The 20,704-nt window shown below is 41.6% G+C and carries 19 protein-coding genes; 13 read left to right on the top strand and 6 right to left on the bottom strand.

The features are described 5' to 3' along the window. Nucleotides 1-107 precede the first annotated feature (107 nt). A complete protein-coding gene (locus tag NWP17_RS06145) occupies nucleotides 108-899 on the top strand; it encodes a hypothetical protein (RefSeq protein WP_280654033.1) in 792 nt (263 codons plus the stop codon). A 402-nt stretch (nucleotides 900-1,301) separates the two neighbouring features. On the opposite strand, the gene NWP17_RS06150 is transcribed toward NWP17_RS06145, so the two are convergent. Continuing rightward, nucleotides 1,302-1,766, bottom strand: a complete 465-nt coding sequence (locus NWP17_RS06150) for a hypothetical protein (RefSeq protein WP_280654034.1) — start codon at nucleotides 1,764-1,766, stop codon at nucleotides 1,302-1,304. A gap of 456 nt (nucleotides 1,767-2,222) precedes the next feature. Here NWP17_RS06150 and cas6 point away from each other — a divergent pair, with 456 nt between their 5' ends. From cas6 to NWP17_RS06170, 4 genes are all read left to right on the top strand, one after another. Further along, nucleotides 2,223-3,404, top strand: a complete 1,182-nt coding sequence (gene cas6 / locus NWP17_RS06155; RefSeq protein ID WP_280654035.1) for a CRISPR-associated endoribonuclease Cas6 — start codon at nucleotides 2,223-2,225, stop codon at nucleotides 3,402-3,404. 69 nt (nucleotides 3,405-3,473) lie between these two features. Beyond that, nucleotides 3,474-4,466: a CobW family GTP-binding protein gene (locus tag NWP17_RS06160; RefSeq protein ID WP_280654036.1), complete on the top strand. Its 993-nt coding sequence runs from the start codon at nucleotides 3,474-3,476 to the stop codon at nucleotides 4,464-4,466. Between the two features lie 92 nt (nucleotides 4,467-4,558). Further along, complete coding sequence (gene folE / locus NWP17_RS06165) at nucleotides 4,559-5,206, top strand: GTP cyclohydrolase I FolE (protein ID WP_280654037.1); 648 nt, start codon at nucleotides 4,559-4,561, stop codon at nucleotides 5,204-5,206. A 308-nt stretch (nucleotides 5,207-5,514) separates the two neighbouring features. Then, nucleotides 5,515-5,874 carry a hypothetical protein gene (locus tag NWP17_RS06170; RefSeq protein WP_280654038.1) on the top strand — a complete coding sequence of 120 codons (360 nt, stop codon included), beginning with the start codon at nucleotides 5,515-5,517 and terminating at the stop codon, nucleotides 5,872-5,874. 108 nt (nucleotides 5,875-5,982) lie between these two features. Here NWP17_RS06170 and NWP17_RS06175 read toward each other — a convergent pair whose 3' ends face one another. Further along, complete coding sequence (locus tag NWP17_RS06175; protein ID WP_280654039.1) at nucleotides 5,983-6,549, bottom strand: pentapeptide repeat-containing protein; 567 nt, start codon at nucleotides 6,547-6,549, stop codon at nucleotides 5,983-5,985. Nucleotides 6,550-7,061: 512 nt separating this feature from the next. Here NWP17_RS06175 and NWP17_RS06180 point away from each other — a divergent pair. Further along, nucleotides 7,062-8,084, top strand: a complete 1,023-nt coding sequence (locus NWP17_RS06180; protein ID WP_280654040.1) for a tetratricopeptide repeat protein — start codon at nucleotides 7,062-7,064, stop codon at nucleotides 8,082-8,084. 24 nt (nucleotides 8,085-8,108) lie between these two features. Here NWP17_RS06180 and NWP17_RS06185 read toward each other — a convergent pair whose 3' ends face one another. Continuing rightward, entirely contained in the window at nucleotides 8,109-9,050 is a 942-nt protein-coding gene (locus NWP17_RS06185) for an SGNH/GDSL hydrolase family protein (protein ID WP_425332651.1), read from the bottom strand. A gap of 93 nt (nucleotides 9,051-9,143) precedes the next feature. Between NWP17_RS06185 and lpxD the strand changes: the two genes are divergently transcribed. Further along, nucleotides 9,144-10,190, top strand: a complete 1,047-nt coding sequence (gene lpxD, locus NWP17_RS06190; protein WP_280654042.1) for a UDP-3-O-(3-hydroxymyristoyl)glucosamine N-acyltransferase — start codon at nucleotides 9,144-9,146, stop codon at nucleotides 10,188-10,190. Nucleotides 10,191-10,244: 54 nt separating this feature from the next. On the opposite strand, the gene NWP17_RS06195 is transcribed toward lpxD, so the two are convergent. Both NWP17_RS06195 and NWP17_RS06200 read right to left on the bottom strand, forming a co-directional pair. Further along, nucleotides 10,245-11,150: a CoB--CoM heterodisulfide reductase iron-sulfur subunit B family protein gene (locus tag NWP17_RS06195; RefSeq protein WP_280654043.1), complete on the bottom strand. Its 906-nt coding sequence runs from the start codon at nucleotides 11,148-11,150 to the stop codon at nucleotides 10,245-10,247. Between the two features lie 173 nt (nucleotides 11,151-11,323). Next, nucleotides 11,324-11,506, bottom strand: coding sequence for a hypothetical protein (locus NWP17_RS06200; protein WP_280654044.1), 183 nt, complete (start codon nucleotides 11,504-11,506; stop codon nucleotides 11,324-11,326). A gap of 13 nt (nucleotides 11,507-11,519) precedes the next feature. On the opposite strand from NWP17_RS06200, the gene acpP reads away from it, so the two are divergent. From acpP to tkt, 3 genes are all read left to right on the top strand, one after another. Further along, a complete protein-coding gene (gene acpP, locus NWP17_RS06205) occupies nucleotides 11,520-11,771 on the top strand; it encodes an acyl carrier protein (RefSeq protein WP_280654045.1) in 252 nt (83 codons plus the stop codon). Nucleotides 11,772-11,930: 159 nt separating this feature from the next. Next, entirely contained in the window at nucleotides 11,931-13,181 is a 1,251-nt protein-coding gene (gene fabF, locus NWP17_RS06210; protein WP_280654046.1) for a beta-ketoacyl-ACP synthase II, read from the top strand. A 317-nt stretch (nucleotides 13,182-13,498) separates the two neighbouring features. Further along, on the top strand, nucleotides 13,499-15,511 hold the full coding sequence (gene tkt / locus NWP17_RS06215) for a transketolase (protein WP_280654047.1): 2,013 nt from the start codon (nucleotides 13,499-13,501) through the stop codon (nucleotides 15,509-15,511). Nucleotides 15,512-15,765: 254 nt separating this feature from the next. Here tkt and NWP17_RS06220 read toward each other — a convergent pair whose 3' ends face one another. Next, the gene (locus NWP17_RS06220) at nucleotides 15,766-16,698 is read right to left on the bottom strand and encodes a glycosyltransferase family 2 protein (RefSeq protein WP_280654048.1); all 933 of its coding nucleotides are present in this window, start codon (nucleotides 16,696-16,698) and stop codon (nucleotides 15,766-15,768) included. A gap of 143 nt (nucleotides 16,699-16,841) precedes the next feature. Between NWP17_RS06220 and NWP17_RS06225 the strand changes: the two genes are divergently transcribed. The 3 genes from NWP17_RS06225 (at nucleotide 16,842) to NWP17_RS06235 (ending at nucleotide 20,668) form a co-directional block, all read left to right on the top strand. Next, on the top strand, nucleotides 16,842-17,978 hold the full coding sequence (locus NWP17_RS06225; protein ID WP_280654049.1) for a glycosyltransferase family 4 protein: 1,137 nt from the start codon (nucleotides 16,842-16,844) through the stop codon (nucleotides 17,976-17,978). Between the two features lie 182 nt (nucleotides 17,979-18,160). Further along, nucleotides 18,161-19,300 carry a glycosyltransferase gene (locus NWP17_RS06230; RefSeq protein WP_280654050.1) on the top strand — a complete coding sequence of 380 codons (1,140 nt, stop codon included), beginning with the start codon at nucleotides 18,161-18,163 and terminating at the stop codon, nucleotides 19,298-19,300. A 177-nt stretch (nucleotides 19,301-19,477) separates the two neighbouring features. Beyond that, a complete protein-coding gene (locus NWP17_RS06235; RefSeq protein WP_280654051.1) occupies nucleotides 19,478-20,668 on the top strand; it encodes a glycosyltransferase family 4 protein in 1,191 nt (396 codons plus the stop codon). Nucleotides 20,669-20,704: the final 36 nt, after the last annotated feature.

A 20,704-nucleotide genomic window follows, 5' to 3' on the forward strand; every position in this document is an offset into this window, starting at 1 on the left:
TTAGCCATTGCTGCTTAGAACAGTAATTTACCCGTCATAAATTAGGGGCAATAGATGCTAATCTATTGCCATGGAAATTACCAGTCATTAAAACCAACACATAGAACATGAACACCAAACCTTTTACCCAGAAGAACATACTAAGTTCAATCCAGGTTGCGTGCAAAACCTTAATAATTTTAATTCTGTCCCTACTGCTAATTGCTCCCACCCCAGCATGGGCATTGGACTATAATGGCACACTACAGTCCTATGTATCTAAGGTTAAAGTAGAATTAGATGGGGTAGTGACATCAATTCAAAAACTACCCAGTCTGTCTTACGACAATGGTAAAAATGCACTGGCAGACATAGACAATAAATTAGAAAAAATTAAAAACGATGCCGGCCAAGATGCTGCATATTTCCAGAAATTAAGTGATCAATTACAGCTAGAATACCAAACAAATCCGAATACTGTGGCAGAAACGCTGCCAATTAATTTGAATGATCAAGAATTGGAAGACTACAAATTTATCATAAATTTCAATTTATTTCCCCGACGAGATCAACGCAGAAAGTACTTGCAAATAGTCGAGCGAGTAACTAGTCAATCGACAGCACCGCCTAATCTACCACAAAACATTTGGGACAATGCTAATACAATCCAACGTTTAAGTTTTTATGAGCAAAGTATAAAACTACATTATGTACCTAGGTTAGTAGTGTTAACCAATAAAATATCCAAATTGTCTGATCAGTTAGAAAAACGCATTAACCTGGCAACACAGAAATTTGGGAATGTCAAAGAGTACGCCGATGCTCTTAACTCCTTTAGTGACCCTGATGTATTAACTGAAATCACAGAACTAAATACATCGCTGGCAAAGTTGACTGAAAACTTAGCCATTGCTGCTTAGAACAGTAATTTACCCGTCATAAATTAGGGGCAATAGATGCTAATCTATTGCCATGGAAATTACCAGTCATTAAAACCAACAACCCTGAACACCTAAAAAAGCATAGAGCAACTCACTATAGTTTAACCCAGCTACAGAGAAAATAGTTGTGCCTTTTTTAATCTTAGTCCCCTTGCGGGGAAGAAAGATGGGAGACTAATTAATTCAATCATCCAGCATCTCACGGAGTTATATCTTCGCCTCTGAATTAAATCAACTTGTTAGATGGAGTTGACTCCTATTCAGCATATGACGCATGATTGTTTCCATTCCCTTGCGAGAAATTTTATAAATTTTATAAACTTTATATATTATATAGCTAATCTTGCCCAAATGAGGTACATCCGTAGCCAGGAGAGTGAATTAAACCACACTGAACTTAAGGGGATGACTTGCCCAGGTTTTTCGTCTACTTGTCTGTGTGTATTGTTGGTCATCAGAATCAACCATCACCTGGTCTTTAAGTGAGTAGAATCTATCTACTATCTGAGGACGAAAATACCATTCTTCATTAGAGTCATCTATTAATTTCCATTCATAGTCAATTACCAAATCTTGAATCTTCTCCCAGGTTTCATCTGACAACTCGGTATTTCCTCTCAACTCCATCTGAAAATCAATCCAATGAATATCAGGAAAATGAATAGCGACAGCCATCACCCTTTTGATTCCTTCTACTGAATTTAATTGATTCACCAACTTTCGTATTTCACGAATATAAAATCCTGGATTTTCCGGTTCTAATAAATACAGTTCAGCTTTAGATGAACTCCGATTACTCCAATTTGAAACTGAATGGGTTGGTGTTGACTGTATACTTGAAATCATGTTGTTCCCTTGAGAAATTCATCTAATCTGTCTTTTAAAAATGCTGCGTGTTGTTTAGTGAGTGCAAAATTGATTGGATTTATGGTTGATGATGATTCTTCATCTTCTCCAAATCGATTTTGGACTTTCACTCATAATTTTTACCTCGACTTGAATTGAAATTTACGTCAACATTATAACTCATGTCGTCAAGTTTTGCAAGTTTTATACAAAATAAGAATAAAATCTTTACAAAATGTCCAGACTCACAGGAATGACCGTGGAATCAGTACGTTAGCAAAAAAGAGCAGAAATAATCAAATCCCAGAACTTGTTCTTTGACCGAAATATCAACTAACTCAACTATGTAGCATACTGAAGAATCACTATGCTTTTAAATTTTCCTAGTCACATCATCCCCGCAAGGGGACTAATATTAACTACAATAAATAACAACACCTATGCAGCATATGGATAATGCCAAGAACAGCTAAACCCAGCAGTCGTAAACTCCAGCCCAAATCACCATCTACCCCTACTCCCCCTATGTGGCCAGATGAGACGGAATTGGTAGGATTAGAGTTTGAACTAGAAGCACTTACCACCAGTTCTCTCTACTCCCAATATACTATTGCCCTCCATGCTTGGTTTCTTGACCAAGTGCGACAATTTGACCCAGACCTCTCAGCTTATCTCCATGATGGGGAGTCAGAAAAACCATTCAATATCTCAGCCCTGGAAAGTCAACTACTTCCCGCAGGCAAGCAATTACAATTAGAAGCTAACCAAATTTTACGCTGGCAAGTTCATGCTTTATCCGCCAAAGTAGTACAGTTTCTGCAAAAGTGGTTAACTAAACTGCCACAAACCCTAAAATTAAGAGATGCTTCCCTAAAAATCAAACAGGTGACAATCTCTCATCCACCAACTACCTACCCCCAACTATTGGAACTACCAGCACAATACTCTAACGTTAACCTCAGCTTCATCTCACCTACTAGCTTTCGCCGCAAAGGTCATCATTTCCCTCTCCCCGTACCTGTTAACCTGTTTCATAGTTACCTGCGACGCTGGAATGACTTTTCCCAAATACCCATATCCCAAACATCTTTTCTCGATTGGATCGACGAAAATGTGATTATTCATGGACACCGCTTAGAATCAATTAAAGTAGCAGCTGGTAAACGGGGTTCAGTGACAGGCTTTACGGGAGCTATTTCCTGCGGTTTGAGTAAAGCAGGTTTAGCTCATACTGAATTTACTCAGTTATTTTATGCCTTGGTTAAACTCGCCCCCTACTGTGGAACAGGACACAAAACCACTTTTGGACTGGGACAAACTTGTTTAGATTGGGTCGAACCACAACCCACAACTTCTACCCAGGTGATCACAAATCTTTTAGCAGAACGCATTGAGGAATTAACTGCCATCTTCACCGCACAACGCAAACGCCAAGGAGGCGATCGCACTGATAGAATAGCAGCTACCTGGGCAACTATCCTCGCACGCCGGGAAGCTGGGGAATCTATGAAAGTGATAGCAGAAGATTTAGAAATGCCTATTTCCACTGTCAAAACTTACACCAAATTGGCTAGGCGATCGCTCAAACAAGCCAATTTTGCCAATTTTGCCGATTTTGCCGATTTTGCCGATTTTTAATATTGCCCACTTTGATTTATAGGTTATGATAACCATTATCATTATCTCAACCAGTCAACTTGACCATACATGACTACTCTCACGCCAGAAATTCCCAAACGAGGAATGCCGGTTACCATCATTACTGGATTTTTAGGTAGTGGTAAAACCACACTCCTCAATCAAATTCTGAAAAACAAACAAAACTTAAAAATTGCCGTCCTAGTTAACGAATTTGGCGACATTAACATTGATAGCCAATTACTGGTTTCCATAGACCAAGACATGATGGAACTCAGTAATGGTTGTATTTGCTGTACCATCAATGATGGGTTAGTTGATGCTGTTTATCGAGTCTTAGAAAGAGAAGACCCCATTGATTATTTAGTAATTGAAACCACCGGGGTAGCCGACCCCTTACCAATCATCCTCACATTTTTAGGCACAGAACTGAGAGACCTAACCAATCTCGACTCTATTCTCACCTTAGTAGATGCAGAAACCTTTGATAATCAACATTTTCAAAGTGAATCAGCCTTAAAACAAATCACCTATGGCGATATTATTCTCCTGAATAAAGTTGACCTAGTAACCCCAGAAAAACTACAAGCACTGGAAAACTACATTTATCAAGTCAAAGTAGGGGCAAAAATTTTACGCACCCAATATGCACAAGTACCATTACCATTGATTCTCGGCACAGACTTAACACCCAAACAACAGTATATATCCATTGCGGAACAGGATGCCCACCAAAAGCATCATCATAAACATGATCATCATCACTCAGATCACCTAGATAATGATGGCTTTATTTCCATTTCCTTCCAAAGCGATCGCCCCTTTGATGTTCACAAATTTGAAACCTTCCTCACTGAAGCAATGCCATCAGGTGTATTTCGTGCCAAAGGCATACTCTGGTTTAATGATAGTGATTTACGGCACATCTTTCAACTGAGCGGACCACGCTACAATTTACACGCTGACGATTGGTATTCTCAACGAAAAAATCAGCTAGTGTTCATTGGCAGAAACTTGAACAACAATGAAATCGATTCCCAGTTACAAAAATGTTTGGTATGATGAGAAAGTGTAAAGTTATGTTACAATCATTCACTAGTCAGGGCTTGACAACTGACTAAATTCAGTAAAACATTCCTAACGAAACTCAAAAAATGACTCTATCGATTCGTCCCGATCTAACTTCTGCCGATCAGGTACTATCGTCTTTGCCTGCTCAAAAGCGAAAAGTAACAGAAGCAGAAATGATGCAGGCTGTACGGACCTTATTGATTGGATTAGGTGAAGATCCAGACCGCGAAGGACTCAAAGACACTCCCAAAAGAGTAATGAAAGCCTTGCAGTTTCTCACAAAAGGATATACTCAATCCTTGGACGAACTACTAAATGGAGCAGTATTTACAGAAGATGCCAATGAAATGGTGTTAGTTCGGGACATCGATATTTTTAGTTCCTGTGAGCATCATATCCTGCCCATCATTGGTCGCGCTCACGTTGCCTATATACCCAATGGTAAAGTCATCGGCTTGTCCAAAATTGCCCGAATTTGCGAAATGTACGCCCGACGCTTACAAGTACAAGAACGTCTCACCAGCCAAATTGCCGACGCATTGCAGGGATTACTCAAACCCCAAGGTGTGGCAGTAGTCATAGAAGCTACCCATATGTGTATGGTGATGCGCGGTGTACAAAAACCCGGTTCTTGGACTGTTACTAGTGCCATGCGTGGAGTTTTTGCCGAAGATTCCCGAAGTCGCGCAGAATTTATGAATTTAATCCGCCATAATGCCAACTTTCATTAAATAGTTATCATAGAGCTAAATCTATTAGCTCCTGCTGTAAGTGTGGAGATAAAAAAATATTATCTCTACATTTATCTGAAAACCAGGAATTAACCATTGGTGCAGGAATACACTCTTTTACCCATACCCTGTCAAGTTAGCAGGCCAGGTTATAGTTATCCCCGGAATGTACCTCAGAGGAACTTAACATTACTTGAATCAATCTACCAAATAGTACAACTTATTGGCATTCCTGACCGACATTTACTTGAATCGTAAGATTTAATCGGTTAATGTAAGCAGTCAGGATTGTTTTGAAAGGTAACCTAATGAATAAAAAAACTATACTTAGTTTGCTTTCAACCCCCATGCTAGTTAGTTCCATTCTTGCTATGGGAGCAATGGCAAATCAAGCACGAGCAGCCGAACTGGAAACAGAAAACACAGATAAATTAACCTGTATCCGCAATGAACACATAGTCCGTCCCGTATGTGCTAGAGCCTCGGTATTAGCTAAAGTCCCTAAATATCAGCCGGGAATCGAGTTTTCCGCCACTGAAAATGAAGTTCCCTTGCTAGCCTTTAACATTGAGGAAAGTGATATGGCAGTTGAGTTATTTAATTGTGACTGTCCAGCTTGTATAAACGCCTTACGGCAGATGCGTGGCATTGAACCTTTAGTTTATTAGTTAAGATGTTTAAATAGGGACACAAGCTTTGTTGTATCCCTGGTGGTTTTCAAACTCTGATCATCCTACGGCAGTTTCTCAAGAAACTGCCGATATTTTTGCTTTAACTCAGGAAAAAACCACTTGGCTATAACTACTAGCCCAAGTCACCCATTTATGAGATAGTCCCATATGCAATACTTCCCCGGTTTTTTCCGGTTCAGTGAGCATTGCTCCTGTTAGGTCAGCGCCATTGAGTTCTGCTTCACTGATATTGCAAGCAGTTAAATTAGCCCTGCTGAGATTAGCATTTCTGAAATTCGCCCCACTCATTTCTGCTTCACTGAGGTTTGCGCCCACCAAGTTGGCAATTTCTAAATTGGCAGCGCGTAAATCTGCACGACTTAGGTTAGAGTCTTCTAAGTTCACTTTAATCAACTCAGCACCAATCAAGTTAACCTCACTTAAGTTTGCACCCTTTAAATTTGCTCCACTCAGGTCAGCATCTGTTAAATTTGCCTGACTAAAGTTACATCCACTTAAATTAGCTTGAGTTAAGTTAGCTCCACTTAAATCTGCCTCAGTAAAATCAGCACCACTCAAATTAGTAGCACTCAAATTCATTTGATGTAAATTAGCTCGATTAAATGTGCGTTGTCCTGCTGCATAAAGATTGAGGATTTTTTGACTATCCATGTTGTCACCTCCCGGTGTCTACAAGTTATCAAGTTGAGTTATCAGTTACACTCCACCCAAACCACAGTTTGCCAGTAACTAATTTTTTTTAGGGAAACTTGTTTCTTCATTGTGCTATAATTACAAGCTGTTTTCAAAAATCCTTAATAGAAATATACTTAACTTAACTTAATGGCTGATTTCATATCTACCCTATCTGAAGCAGTGGCTACATATGGCCGAGGAAGCCCACATCCCCCTGCGGAAACAATTGTCAAAGCTTTGTTAATATAGCCTTTCTGTTGGTAGTGAGGTACGTTATTAGCTGGCAAAATGCCCTGAATACAAGGTTGATATTATTTATATTTGTATTGTACTTAAGTAAAAACACTATTGTATTTTTTTGTTTCAACTCTATTTACTTTTTATCACTCAAGAGAGAGAATAACGGTTAACTCAAATTTGGGAAACCTCCAAAGGGTTGATTCCCAAACATAACTTGCCAATTCATCGCAGAGTTTAACCGGGGTCAGATGACGCAAGCTTTTAATCAAGTCCAAGAGTGGGAACAACGCCGCGAGGAAGCCAGCCGTTACTACAAACAAGGCCAGTTTCAAAAATATCTCAGTTTTGCCAGTGAGAATTTAGAGTTAGCCAGAGCAATTCCAGACCGAGCTAGGGAAGGCCACACATTAAATGATATCGGTTTAGCTCATCTGAGTTGTTGTCAACCTGTACAAGCATTAGAGTGTTTTCAGCAAGCACATTTGGTAGCTGTGGAAATTGGTAATCAGCAAGCTGAAGCCATCGCACTCAGCAATCTAGGTTCCACCTACAGCCGTTTAGGGCGACTATCGCGATCGCTAGAGTATTTTAATCAAGCAGTAGTAATCTTTAGACACCTGCAAGACACTCAAGGGGAAGTTTCTACCCTCAATGATGTAGCCATAATTTACAGCAAATTAGGTCAACCAAAGCGATCGCTATTACTACAGTACCAAATTTTGGCCATTCGTCGCTCATTAGGAGATTTTTCTGGTGAAGCAACCACCCTCAATGGTATTGGTCATGCCTACAGCACTTTAGGTCAGTATGAGCAAGCTTTGGAATTTTTGCAAGCAGCGCTACCCATTCAACGGGCCGTTAAGAACCTCATGGGGGAAGCCACTACCTTAAATAATATTGCTTCTGTCTATGGTGATTTAGGACAGCCTAAAAAAGCACTTTTACTTTACCATCAAGTTTTGTGGACACGTCGAGCAATAAATGATCGTGGTGGTGAAGGTACAACCCTACATAATATTGGTTTTACCTACCACCTCCTAGGAAATCACCGTCAGGCCTTGAAACATTACCAGCAAGCCATCCCCATTTATCAAGAAATTGGTGATTCTCTGGGAGAAGTTTCCACCCTGTTGAATATGGGTAATGTTTATGCCAAGAGTAAACGCAAAAAATTAGCCCTATCCTACTACGAAGAGGCGCGAAATTTAGCTAAAGCCATAGAATCTCAGCCACTCTTGCAAAAGATACAGCATTGTATAGACACTCTTTGAAAAATCATACCCCATCCCCTAAATTCACTCAAGAGAGGAGTTAGGGCTGAGATTTTCTAGCAGCCATTGCTCAATCACCCCACTAACAAACTGATTACCTAGTAAATTCAGATGTATGTGATCTTGATACAGGGCTTTTGCCTGTGGGTGTGCGTTGAGTAATGGTAAAAAATCTATATAGCTAATTTGCTTGGTTTGGGTAAAGTCAATCAATCTTTGACGGGTTTTAACCTCATAGTCCCGTGGTCCTGGTTCACCAATTTCTCGCAGTAGAGGAGTCATCACCAGTAAAAATTGGCTATTGTTTCCACCAGTGAATGCTTGAATTTGTCCAATGGCTTCTAAATTAATCCCTACTATATCCCCTGTTTCCTTTTGAACTGCTTTGATTTCCTGGCTGGGCTTTGGTTTGATCATGTACCTCTCCCACACTTCCGCCAATGCTAGGGGAGGTTTTTGATCTGGGTAATTGCGATCGCGTCCCACTGGTAAAGATGTAGGTGCAGTGCCAAATAAATCATCAGTGTTAATTAACAATACCACAAATTGAGCTTGAAAATTACCAAATTTTTGTAAATACGCTAACTCGTTTCTGGGACTCCAAGAATTAGCAGAAGCATTTAATACTTGTATTTCCTGGTAATTACTAATATTTGATAGTAGAGAACGGGTGATCAGGCTAGATATGGTATTATCCTGATCAGTCCACCAACCACCATTAGCAATAGAATCTCCAATAATTAATACTCTTAGCGTACCGGGTAGGGGTATTTTTTCTACAGGGGGGCTTCGCATGGAATATTGATTAATTTCAATCCGGTTACCAAAGCGCCGGGTGCGCTGATTAGGCGCTAACAAATAACCAATGTGGGGATCAGCAACATAAATCAATGGATTACCAAAACCAAACAGCCATCGCAACACCACTTCCACCACCACACATAAACCCACAACCCCCACAATCATGATTAGTGCTAATTTCACTTGTAAACGCCCTTGGAATCAAAATACAGGTGTCCCGAAAGTTTAGAATAGTTGATAATATATTGCAACCTAAACATGAAATTCAGTGAAATTATCTGCAAACTAGGAGAAGGTGTCACAGATACCAGCCTCAGCCGCAACCAAGACCAAGACCCAGAAATTACAGGTTTAGCGGCTTTAGACCAAGCAAAAATTGGTGATATTAGCTACATAGAAGGAGCAAAATTTGCCTCTTATGTCAGCCAAACAAAAGCTAGTGCTTTAATCTTGCCCCAAAATCCAACATTACAATCACAAGCACAAGAACGGGGTATAGCCTGGATAGCTACGCCAGACCCACGATTGTTATTCGCCGGAGCGATCGCACTTTTTTATCAACCATACCGCCCCGTCCCAGAAATTCACCCCACGGCAGTCATTGATCCCACAGCCAAAATCGGTCAAGATGTTTATATTGGCCCTCATGCTGTGATTCAGCAAAATGTGGAAATTGGCAACGGGGTAATTATTCATCCTAATGTAGTGATTTATCCCCATGCTCACATCGGCGATCGCACCACCTTACACGCTAACTGTACTATCCATGAACGTACCCGCATCGGTAGTGATTGCCTAATTAACAGTGGTGCTGTCATTGGTGCAGAAGGCTTTGGTTTTGTACCTACCCCCACCGGTTGGGTGAAAATGGAACAATCAGGTTATACCGTCCTGGAAAATGGGGTAGAAGTTGGCTGTAACACAGCCATTGACCGCCCGTCCGTAGGAGAAACACGCATAGGGCCTAATACAGTAATTGACAACTTGGTGCAAATAGGACACGGTTGCCAAATAGGCTTTGGTTGTGCCATCGCAGGTCAAGCGGGACTCGCTGGAGGAGTAAAAGTAGGCGATCGTGTGATTTTGGCGGGACAATCAGGAGTAGCCAATCAAGTAAAAATTGGTGATGGAGCGATCGCATCTGCTAAAGCTGGGATTCATCATGATGTCCCACCAGGGGAAATTGTCTCCGGAATACCAGCAGTTCCTCACAAACTATATCTAAAAGCATCTGCCATTTATAACCGCTTGCCGGAAATATATCAATCCTTCAAGCAGTTACAACGCCATTTAGGCAAAAAATGAGGGTTTTATGGTAACTGTGAGTTTTCCTGTTGGACACAATTTCACCCCCGACCATTACAGTCCCAGTTTTTCTAACACTGGCTGAGTAGAAACAATGTGACGGTCTAAACCTAGTTTTGTGGGGCTAACTCCTAAAGCCAAAGCTATTAACTGCGGTAAATGCAGCACTGGTAAACCAAGCCGCTTTTCAATCACCTTTTCCACTTCTGGCTGACGAGAATCTAAATTTAAATGACACAAAGGACAAGGAGTAACCATACAATCAGCACCCAGAGCCAAGGCTTCTTGAATGTGCATCCCAGCCATTTGGAAAGATTGGTTAGTGGCGTAGCTAGCAAGAGGCCAACCGCAACATTGGGTACGACCACGGTAATAAATTGGCGTTGCGCCCACCGCCCGAAACATATTTTCCATACCTTCCGGGTGGAATGGGTCATCATAGGGCATATGTTTTTGAGCGCGGAGGAGATAGCAGCCATAAAAAGCAGCACACTTTAATCCTGTTAACTTGCGAGTCACACGGTTGCTAATTTCCTCTAAACCATAATCCGTCAGCAGGGCATAGAGGAGATGTTTAACTTCGCTGGTACCACGATAAGGAGAACATCCTTCTTTTTGCAGCAAACCGTTTACCTGCTCGATGTAGCTGGGATTGTCTGTTTGACATTGTTTCAAGTTTTCATTGACATGACCAATTACACCTTGACAAGTACTGCAATGGGTGAGCAAGGGCAGATTTAATTCTTCTGCTAAAGCTATATTGCGAGCATTGACGGTATCTTCTAGTAATTGGGAGTCCTCTTTAAATGTGCCAGAACCGCAGCAAGCAGCTTTTTTCAGTTCAATTAGTTCAATACCCAATGCTTGAGTTAAGGCTTGAGTTGATAAATATAGCTCTCGGCAAGCCCCTTGAGCAACACAGCCTGGGTAATAAGCGTATTTCAGCGTAGGAGATAGCATAAGATTATTTTTCAATCAGGTTAGTTACCCCTGATGATAACTGTTTAATTCTGGCAGGGGACAATGGTAAAAGTGTATGTATTAATTGGAATTTCAGGAAAAATTTAGTCATAATTAGCAGTTAAAGGTAATTAGATTAATTCTCATGGTAGGCCATGGGGTGCGTTTTCCTCCTATACCAGGGCTGGTAAAGTAGTTAACTTGTTCTGTCCCTGACACAGCCTAAGTTTCTCTTGGAGGACAAATTTTTCTCCAGGAAAAGCCGTTGATAGTATACGGGCGATCGCGCTTTCCGATAAGATGTATATGCTTAAAACCACATCGCCCCTAAAGAGCGCATAATACCAACTGGTCAAGGAAGTTTATCGTATGAGTGAAGTAGAAATTTTTGAAAGAGTCAAGAAAATTGTTGCCGAGCAACTAAGTAAGGAAGACCAGGAAATCAAACCTGTATCTCATTTTGCCAACGATTTACAGGCTGATTCCCTAGATACTGTTGAATTAGTGATGGCATTGGAAGAAGAATTTGATATTGAAATTCCCGACGATGCCGCAGAAAAAATTACCACGGTTCAAGAGGCGGTGGATTACATCCAAAAGCAAGTTGCCGCTTCCGCCTAAACTGCCATTGGGGATTGGGTACTCGGTACTGAGTGTTAACTACTGATAATAATTCAATATAGACCAAAATCTGCTAAATCAGAAACTATTATCATGGTTTGGTGGTTCCCAGTCCCCATTCCCCATTCTTGCAGGTTCATCGCCAAATTTAACTGAGAAATGACAGACCATAAACGTAAACGAGTTGTTGTAACTGGTGTAGGCGCAATTACACCTATTGGTAACACAGCAGATGAATATTGGGAGGGCTTGTTAAGCGGACGCAATGGCATTGACAACATCACATTATTTGATGCCTCTCGCCATGATTGCCGCATAGCTGGTGAAGTGAAAAACTTTGATCCACTGGCTTACATGGATCGCAAAGAAGCCAAGCGCATGGACCGGTTTTGCCAATTTGGCGTATCGGCTGCCAAACAAGCCATAAACGATGCCAACTTAGTGATTAATGAACTCAACGCCCAACAGGTGGGGGTAATAATTGGTTCAGGCATTGGTGGGCTAAAGGTGCTGGAAGACCAGCAAACAATCTATCTCAACCGTGGGCCAGATCGCTGTAGTCCCTTCATGATTCCCATGATGATCGCCAATATGGCCGCAGGACTAACAGCAATTCACACCGGTGCTAAAGGTCCCAATTCCTGTCCCGTTACCGCCTGTGCCGCAGGTTCCAATGCCATTGGGGATGCTTTTCGCTTAATTCAAAATGGTTATGCTCAAGCCATGATTTGCGGTGGGTGTGAGGCAGCAATTACCCCCCTAGGTTTAGCTGGATTTGCCGCAGCCAGAGCGCTTTCCACTCGCAATGATGACCCGGCTCATGCTTGCCGTCCTTTCGATCGCCACCGGGATGGGTTTGTTATGGGTGAGGGTGGAGGAGTTCTCATATTAGAAGAATTAGAACACGCTCTCAGTCGTGGCGCTCGCATTTATGCAGAAATGATCGGCTATGGGATGACTTGTGATGCCTATCACATGACAGCCCCAGTACCCGGTGGAGAAGGAGCAGCCAGAGCCATGCAGCAGGCGCTCAAAGATGGGGGCATTACCCCAGAAATGGTGAGCTACGTCAATGCTCATGGTACCAGTACCCCAGCCAATGATGTCAATGAAACTGCTGCCATAAAAACGGCTCTGGGTGACCATGCCCATAAAATCGCTGTCAGTTCCACCAAATCCATGACAGGTCATCTTTTGGGTGGTTCGGGAGGTATTGAAGCAGTGGCAACAGTGTTAGCCATCGCTAATGATCAAATTCCCCCAACCATAAATTTAGCAGATCCTGATCCAGAGTGTGACTTAGATTACGTAGCTAATCACAGCCGAACGCAAACAGTGGCCATGGCATTATCCAATTCTTTTGGTTTTGGTGGACACAACGTCACACTAGCCTTTAAGAAGTACATTTAAAAAATTTCCCCTCAGCCATTTGTCCCCTATTCTGAGATAATTATGTGAAAAGTATCACAAATATCCTTCATTGCTAAAACAAGCGTTCAGCATAACCTAATTATTGGCCTGATTTATCACTAGAATCTCAGGATATCTCGCTTGTCCATCAACAATGGGGAGTGGGATGATAAAGATACTGTGGGAAATTTTGATCAGTTATCAAGTTGAACGAATAAAACTGATAACCTGTAATTGTTAGCTGGTAACTGCCAAAAACAACCCCAGTTAAAAGACAAGCTCCAAGAGTGCTAACCCGTCGTTAAGAATCAGAGATTATGGCTGTTGCAACCCAATCCCTCGAAGAACTTTGTATTAACTCGATTCGCTTTTTGGCCATTGATGCCATAGAAAAAGCCAAATCAGGACACCCAGGACTGCCAATGGGCGCTGCTCCTATGGGTTTTGTACTCTGGGATCGCTTTATGCGGTTTAATCCTAAAAATCCCAAGTGGTTTAACCGCGATCGCTTTATTTTGTCTGCTGGTCATGGCTGTATGTTGCAATATGCACTACTGTACCTGACAGGCTACGACAGCGTCACCATTGATGATATTAAACAATTCCGTCAGTGGCAATCTAAAACCCCAGGACACCCAGAAAACTTTGAAACAGCTGGTGTAGAAGTTACTACTGGTCCATTGGGACAAGGCATTGCTAATGCAGTTGGTTTAGCCATGGCTGAAGCCCACCTCGCCGCCAAATTTAACAAACCCGATGCCAAGATCGTTGACCACTACACCTATGTAATTCTGGGCGATGGTTGTAACATGGAAGGCGTTTCCGCCGAAGCTTGTTCTTTTGCAGGACACCAAGGATTAGGTAAACTAATCGCTTTGTACGACGACAACCACATCTCTATTGATGGTTCTACAGATGTAGCATTCACCGAAGATGTTTCTAAGCGCTTTGAAGCTTATGGCTGGCACGTCCTGCACGTTGAAAATGGCAACACCGATTTAGATTCTCTTGCCAAAGCAATTGAAGCAGCAAAAGCTGTCACCGACAAGCCGAGCATGATTAAGGTGACAACCATCATCGGTTATGGTTCTCCCAACAAACAAAACACAGCCGGTATTCACGGTGCCGCTTTGGGTACTGAAGAAGTTGCCTTAACTCGGAAACAATTAAACTGGGAATACGAACCCTTCGTACTACCTGAAGATGCCCTCAACCACATGCGTAAAGCAGTTGAGCGCGGTGCAAGCTACGAAGCAGAATGGAACCAGGCATTTGCCGACTACAAAGCCAAATATCCCCAAGAAGCAGCAGAATTTGAACGTTACATTAGCGGTAAACTCCCCGACGGTTGGGATCAGGTACTACCTAGCTACACTCCCGCAGACAAAGCCAGCCCCACACGCAAACACTCAGAAAATTGCTTGAACAAGTTAGCCCCAGTGATCTTAGAGTTAATCGGTGGTTCAGCTGACTTGACACACTCCAACCTGACTGAAATTAAAGGCTTCGGTGACTTTCAAAAAAATCAATACCAAAACCGCAACGTCCACTTTGGAGTGCGGGAACACGGTATGGGTGCAATTTGTAACGGTATGGCCCTGCATGGTTCAGGATTAATTCCCTACGGTGCAACCTTCCTGATTTTCACAGATTATATGCGTGCAGCCATCCGCCTATCTGCTTTGTCTGAAGCTGGGGTAATTTGGGTAATGACTCACGATTCCATTGGACAAGGTGAAGACGGACCCACACACCAACCCGTGGAAACCTTGGCTTCCTTGCGGGCTATTCCCAACCTGACTGTGATTCGTCCCGCAGATGGTAACGAATGTTCCGGCGCTTACAAAGTCGCAATTACCAAGGCAAAACAAAACGCTCCCACCTTGTTAGCTTTTACTCGTCAAGCTGTCCCCAACTTGGCAGGTACATCAGCTGAAAACGTCGCTAAGGGTGCTTACGTATTGGTGGATTGCCAAGGTACTCCAGATATTATCTTGATCGGTACTGGTTCAGAAGTCAACCTTTGTGTCACCGCAGCTGAGAAACTAACAGCCGAAGGGAACAAAGTGCGTGTTGTTTCTATGCCTTCCACAGACTTGTTTGATGCCCAAGATGCAGCTTATAAAGACTCTGTTCTCCCGGCATCTGTTACTAAGCGTTTGTCTGTAGAAGCTGGTAGCAGTTTTGGCTGGCACAAGTATGTTGGTATTGAAGGCGACACTGTGAGCATAGATACTTTTGGCGCTTCCGCTCCTGGTGGTGTTTGTATGGAGAAGTTTGGCTTTAGTGTTGATAATGTTTTGGCTAAAGCTAAGGCTTTGTTGGGTTAATTAGCAACGAAATATTCTCATGAACTACCCCAGCCTAGTTCGTTGATGCTGGGCTTTCTACCTTCTACAAGATTTCTGTTTTTTTAGTAGTTAGGTGATTGTTGACGACTTTATAGAGGGATGGGGAATTTCGCGGATATTTGTTAAATTTTTCTGGGGAGGGGAAAAAGCTCCCCCCTTTTTTTTATGTCTAGGAGGGTTTCCTACCAACTGGAGCGTTGTTTTTCTTTCTAGTCACCTTTAATAATACAGATCTATTTACGTAATTGAAGCCCTTTTTGCCATCCTGCTATTTTGTATAGCCATGATTTAACTAAAATCTGCTGTTCTCTACGTAAATTACCGTAACGCTTCATGGCCAACAAACTCCCCAAAAGTCCAGGAGAAGCAACAGAACCAACTAAGAGTATATACAATATGCGGGGGATGTATAGATTTATAGGACTATGTTTAGCCAATACGAGTGCATGATTATAACTTCCATTGAAAACCTTAGACTCTAAATCACCATCTCTACCATCAGTATAAACTGTCTTACTAGGATAATGATCTACAACATTGTTAAAATCAAATATTACTTCATATCCTCGTTGTTTTACTTGTAAACAAACATCAAGTTCAAACATTTGCCAATAGCGTTTAAAGCTACTTTCAAAACAATTCAACGCACAGCGCCTCAAACTTAAGTTATAACCAACAAGATGATCAACCCGAATTGGATGGCGAGAAGTCCACTCCTCTGGGTGGTCGTACATATTACCATAACTTTTGCCGTACCAGGTGAGCTTACCTATGGGTTGTTTCTGGCGTTTTGGAAATGCAGAACCATCAGAAAAATAATTATTAGCTGAACCACCTACAGCCCCAATGATTGGATCTGAGTAAAAAGAAAGATGTCTAGCAATCCAGCCAGCTGGTGTCACCACATCATCATCACATAGCAAGATTATTTCGCCTGTGGCTGCTGCTAGTGCGGTGTTTTCCGCAATGACAATACCAGCTTCGATGGAATGTAAAAGTTTTAGACAATAAGGAATAGTAGGCTGTAGCTCTTGAACAGCATCCCTTGTTCTGATGTCGTTAGCCTGCCATACCACAATTACCTCATTAGGTAACACTGTTTGCATCGCCAAACTTTGTAAACAACGAGTCAGCTTGTCAACTCTTTGCCAGCTGGGAATAAGCACACTAGTAGTTAGTTGTACCTGACGATCTGTTTCAAGCCCCAAAATCTCTTGCATATAAAAACATCATTAATAATATTTGATAGCAGTGTAACAGTATAGTAGTATAAATTCCATCAATTGATTTGCAAAGTAACAAACTATGTATGGCTAGGACTCGAAAACTTCTGTCCATCGGTCACTCCTATGTGGTCAACCTCAACCGACGATTAGTTAATGAAATAGCCCGTTTGGGAAAAGAGGAATGGGAAGTCACATCTGTTGCTCCCCTGTTGATGCGGGGAGACTTACGACCTATCAAACTAGAAACCGACTCTGAGGAACTTTCCCACTTAGAAGGAGTGCGAGTATATAACAGCGATCGCATTCACATCATGACTTATGGTTGGCGACTGCGGGAAATTATGCAGCAAAACTGGGACTTAGTGCATTGTTGGGAAGAACCATACATATTTGCAGGCGGACAAGTTGCTTGGTGGCTATCTCAAAATGCCCCATTAGTTTACACAACAGCTCAAAGTAAGTTGAAATTATATCCACCGCCCTTTAATTGGATTGAAAACTATGCCATGAGCCGGGCTAAAGGATGGATATGTTGCGGACAAATTGTTGCCAATACTTTAAAGCCTCGTCCGGGGTATTCGCTCCCCATGCGACTAATTCCCCTGGGTGTAGACATTAACTATTTTTACCCTTGTGTTCATACCAAAGATCAAACTCGTCAGATGCTGGGTTGGGAAGCACAGGGAACACCTGTTATCGGCTATTTAGGGCGCTTTGTTCCCGAAAAGGGATTAGATTTACTAATGACCGTTTTAGATAGTTTAGCCACTCCGTGGCGAGCTTTGTTGGTGGGTACTGGAGTCATGGAATCATCATTACAAACTTGGGCAAAGCGTTATCCTGAAAGGGTAAGAATTTGCACAGATGTTAAACATCATCAAGTTCCTCAATACCTCAACGCTATGGATATCCTAGTTGCTCCTAGTCAAACAGTCTCCAACTGGCAAGAACAGTTTGGACGTATGCTAATTGAAGCCTTTGCCTGTGGTGTTCCTGTAATTGGTAGCGACAGTGGCGAAATTCCTTATGTCATTCAAGATGCGGGGGTAGTGGTTGGCGAAAAAGATCATCAGGGATGGATAAAAGCCATTTCCAACTTGCTCAATAGTCCATCCCAAAGGCAAGAAATTTCCGCCCAAGGATTAGAAAGAGTGCGTAAACATTACGCTTGGCCAGTTGTTGCTCAACAGCATTTACAATTTTTTACAGAGCTTTTGTAGTCCAGTAATTGATCAATTTAATGATGAGAGATCATTGCTTTTGGTCTTTGTAACCAAAAAATAACATTTTTTCAAGAAATAGCGAACATCATGTTATATTGTGCTTAGTTAACTAGGGTAATTTCTTAGCAGCGTAGTTGTTTGAACTTGCCGTATATAGATAATCATCAACAAACAGAAATTTGGATAAAAATAAATTGCGTCTTGCTGTTATCTGCGATTATCCAGAGGAGAACTGGCCTAGCATGGACTTATGCGCTCAGATGCTACTCCAGCATCTGCCTGATCAAGATATCACATCTATTCAAGTTTGTCCAACATTTAACAGCCGTTGTCAGCAACTTCCCTGGATTGGTAAAAAGCGCTTTGCCTATAATGCAGATCGCCTCATTAACCGCTTTTGGGATTATCCCCAGTATCTCAAAACCAGAGTGAAGAATTGTGATTTTTATCACATTGCTGATCATTCCTATGCCCAGTTAGCCCATGTATTACCAGCAGACCGTACAGGAGTATATTGTCATGATATTGACGCCTTTCGCGCTCTTCTAGAACCAGAAAGAGAGCCTCGCCCAGGCTGGTATCAGGCTATGTCTCGGAGAATTCTGCGTGGTTTGCGATCATGCTCAGTGATTTTTTATTCTACCGCAGCAGTCAGAAAAGAAATTGAACATTACCAACTTGTTGAATCATCAAGACTAGTTCATGCTCCCTATGGTATCGCCACAGAGTTTCAGCCCATTTCTCAACCTGATCACATATTGGCACAAATACCAAAAGCACCTTTTTTACTTCATGTTGGTAGCTGCATTCCCCGCAAGCGTATAGATGTTTTACTAGAAGTTTTTGCTCAAGTGAGAATTATTCATCCAAAGTTACGACTTGTCAAAGTTAGCGGTGAATGGACAACAAGCCAGCAACAGCAAATTCAGCAGTTGAATATAAGTGAGTCTATCATTTATTTCCAAGGTTTACCACGCTCAAGCATCGCCGCTCTTTACCAACAAGCCTCAGCAGTGTTACTAACCAGTGAAGCAGAAGGTTTTGGCTTACCTGTGATTGAAGCTTTAGCTTGTGGAGGTATAGTAGTTACCAGTGATATTCCCGTATTGCGTGAAGTGGGAGGACAAGCTGTTATATATTGTCCAATGGGAGATATATCAACTTGGGTGCAAAAAATAGAGCAAGTATTGGTAAACCCAAATTTAGCCCCTGATATAAATCAGCGTCTAGCTCAAGCAGAAAAATATTCTTGGTCGAATCACGCCCGGATTATTGCCAAATCTTACAGGAAGTTACATTTCAATGAATTACAAAGATGAATCATCAAACTGTTGTAGTACTTGCATCTTGCCGATGAAATGCCCTCTCAATATCCATATAGTATATTGATGATCAGAAAGGCGATCGCCCTCAACCAAGAATCAGCCTATGGTTAACCGATCCCAGACATAGCCTTTCTAAAGCGCAACTACGAGCCAATTATAGAGATTATACTTATGAAAATTCTATTTGTTAATCCAGTAGGAGTAATTGGTGGTGCAGAAAGAGCCTTATTAACTATCTTTGCTGCCATTTACCACCAAAAAACTGATCTAGAAATACACCTAATTGTCGGTACAAATGGACCATTGATAGAACAGGCTAAGAATTTAGGAGTGCAGGTACAAATACTACCACTTCCAGACTCAATCAATCAATTAGGGAATAGTGCATTGAAAGAGAAAGATAAAATTATATCAACATTATTAAAAATAATAATAATATTACCTAGCATTGGTAAATATCTTTGGCAAATTCACCAATTACTGCACCAGATCAAACCGGACTTAATACATTCTAACGGCATTAAAACTCATTTACTGTTAGCATTAGCCGGAGTCAGGATCACACCTATTATTTGGCACATCCATGATTTCTACGGTTCTAGACCATTAATAGGAAAAATATTAAAATGGATGAGTCCAAGCGCCAAATTAGGAATTGCAATTTCCCAAGCTGTTGCCGAAGATGCAAAAACTACATTACCTAATTTACCTATAGAAGTAATCTACAATGGCATTGATATTAATTACTTCAATGCTAGTTTAACCTCATCTTTAAATTCCCATCTTCCTATGCGAATAGGGTTAGTTGCTACCTTTGCACGTTGGAAGGGTCATGATGTTTTCCTCGCAGCAGCAGCCCATGTTGTCAAAGCGCGTCCAGATTTAAATGTTCGTTTCTCTATTGTTGGCGAACCTATATATAAAACTCGTGGTTCACAATTTTCCCTACAGGAGTTAAAAGACACAGCCTTAAATCTAGACATAGCAGAAAAGCTTGATTTTATTGGTTTCCAGCAAGATATAGTCAAAATTTACCATCAGTTAGATATAGTTATTCATGCTAGTACCCAACCAGAACCATTTGGTTTAGTCATAGTAGAAGCAATGGCTTGTGGAAAACCAGTCATAGTATCTCAAGCTGGTGGTGCTGCTGAGTTATTTACTCATAACTATGATGCCATTGGTGTTCCTCCCAACGATTCTACAGCCCTAGCAGCAGCCATGCTGGATTTAATCGACAACCCCAAAAAACGGCAATTTCTATCAGCAAACGCCAGGAATACAGTGAGCAAACGTTTCAACTACCAGGCTTTACCACAACAAATTATTGCAATTTATAATTTAGTTTTAGGAACCAATTAAATCCCTATACTTTGTCTCCCATTCTGATTGCCTAAG

The sequence above is a fragment of the Chrysosporum bergii ANA360D genome, from assembly GCF_029891735.1.
Taxonomy (GTDB): Bacteria; Cyanobacteriota; Cyanobacteriia; order Cyanobacteriales; family Nostocaceae; genus Umezakia; species Umezakia bergii.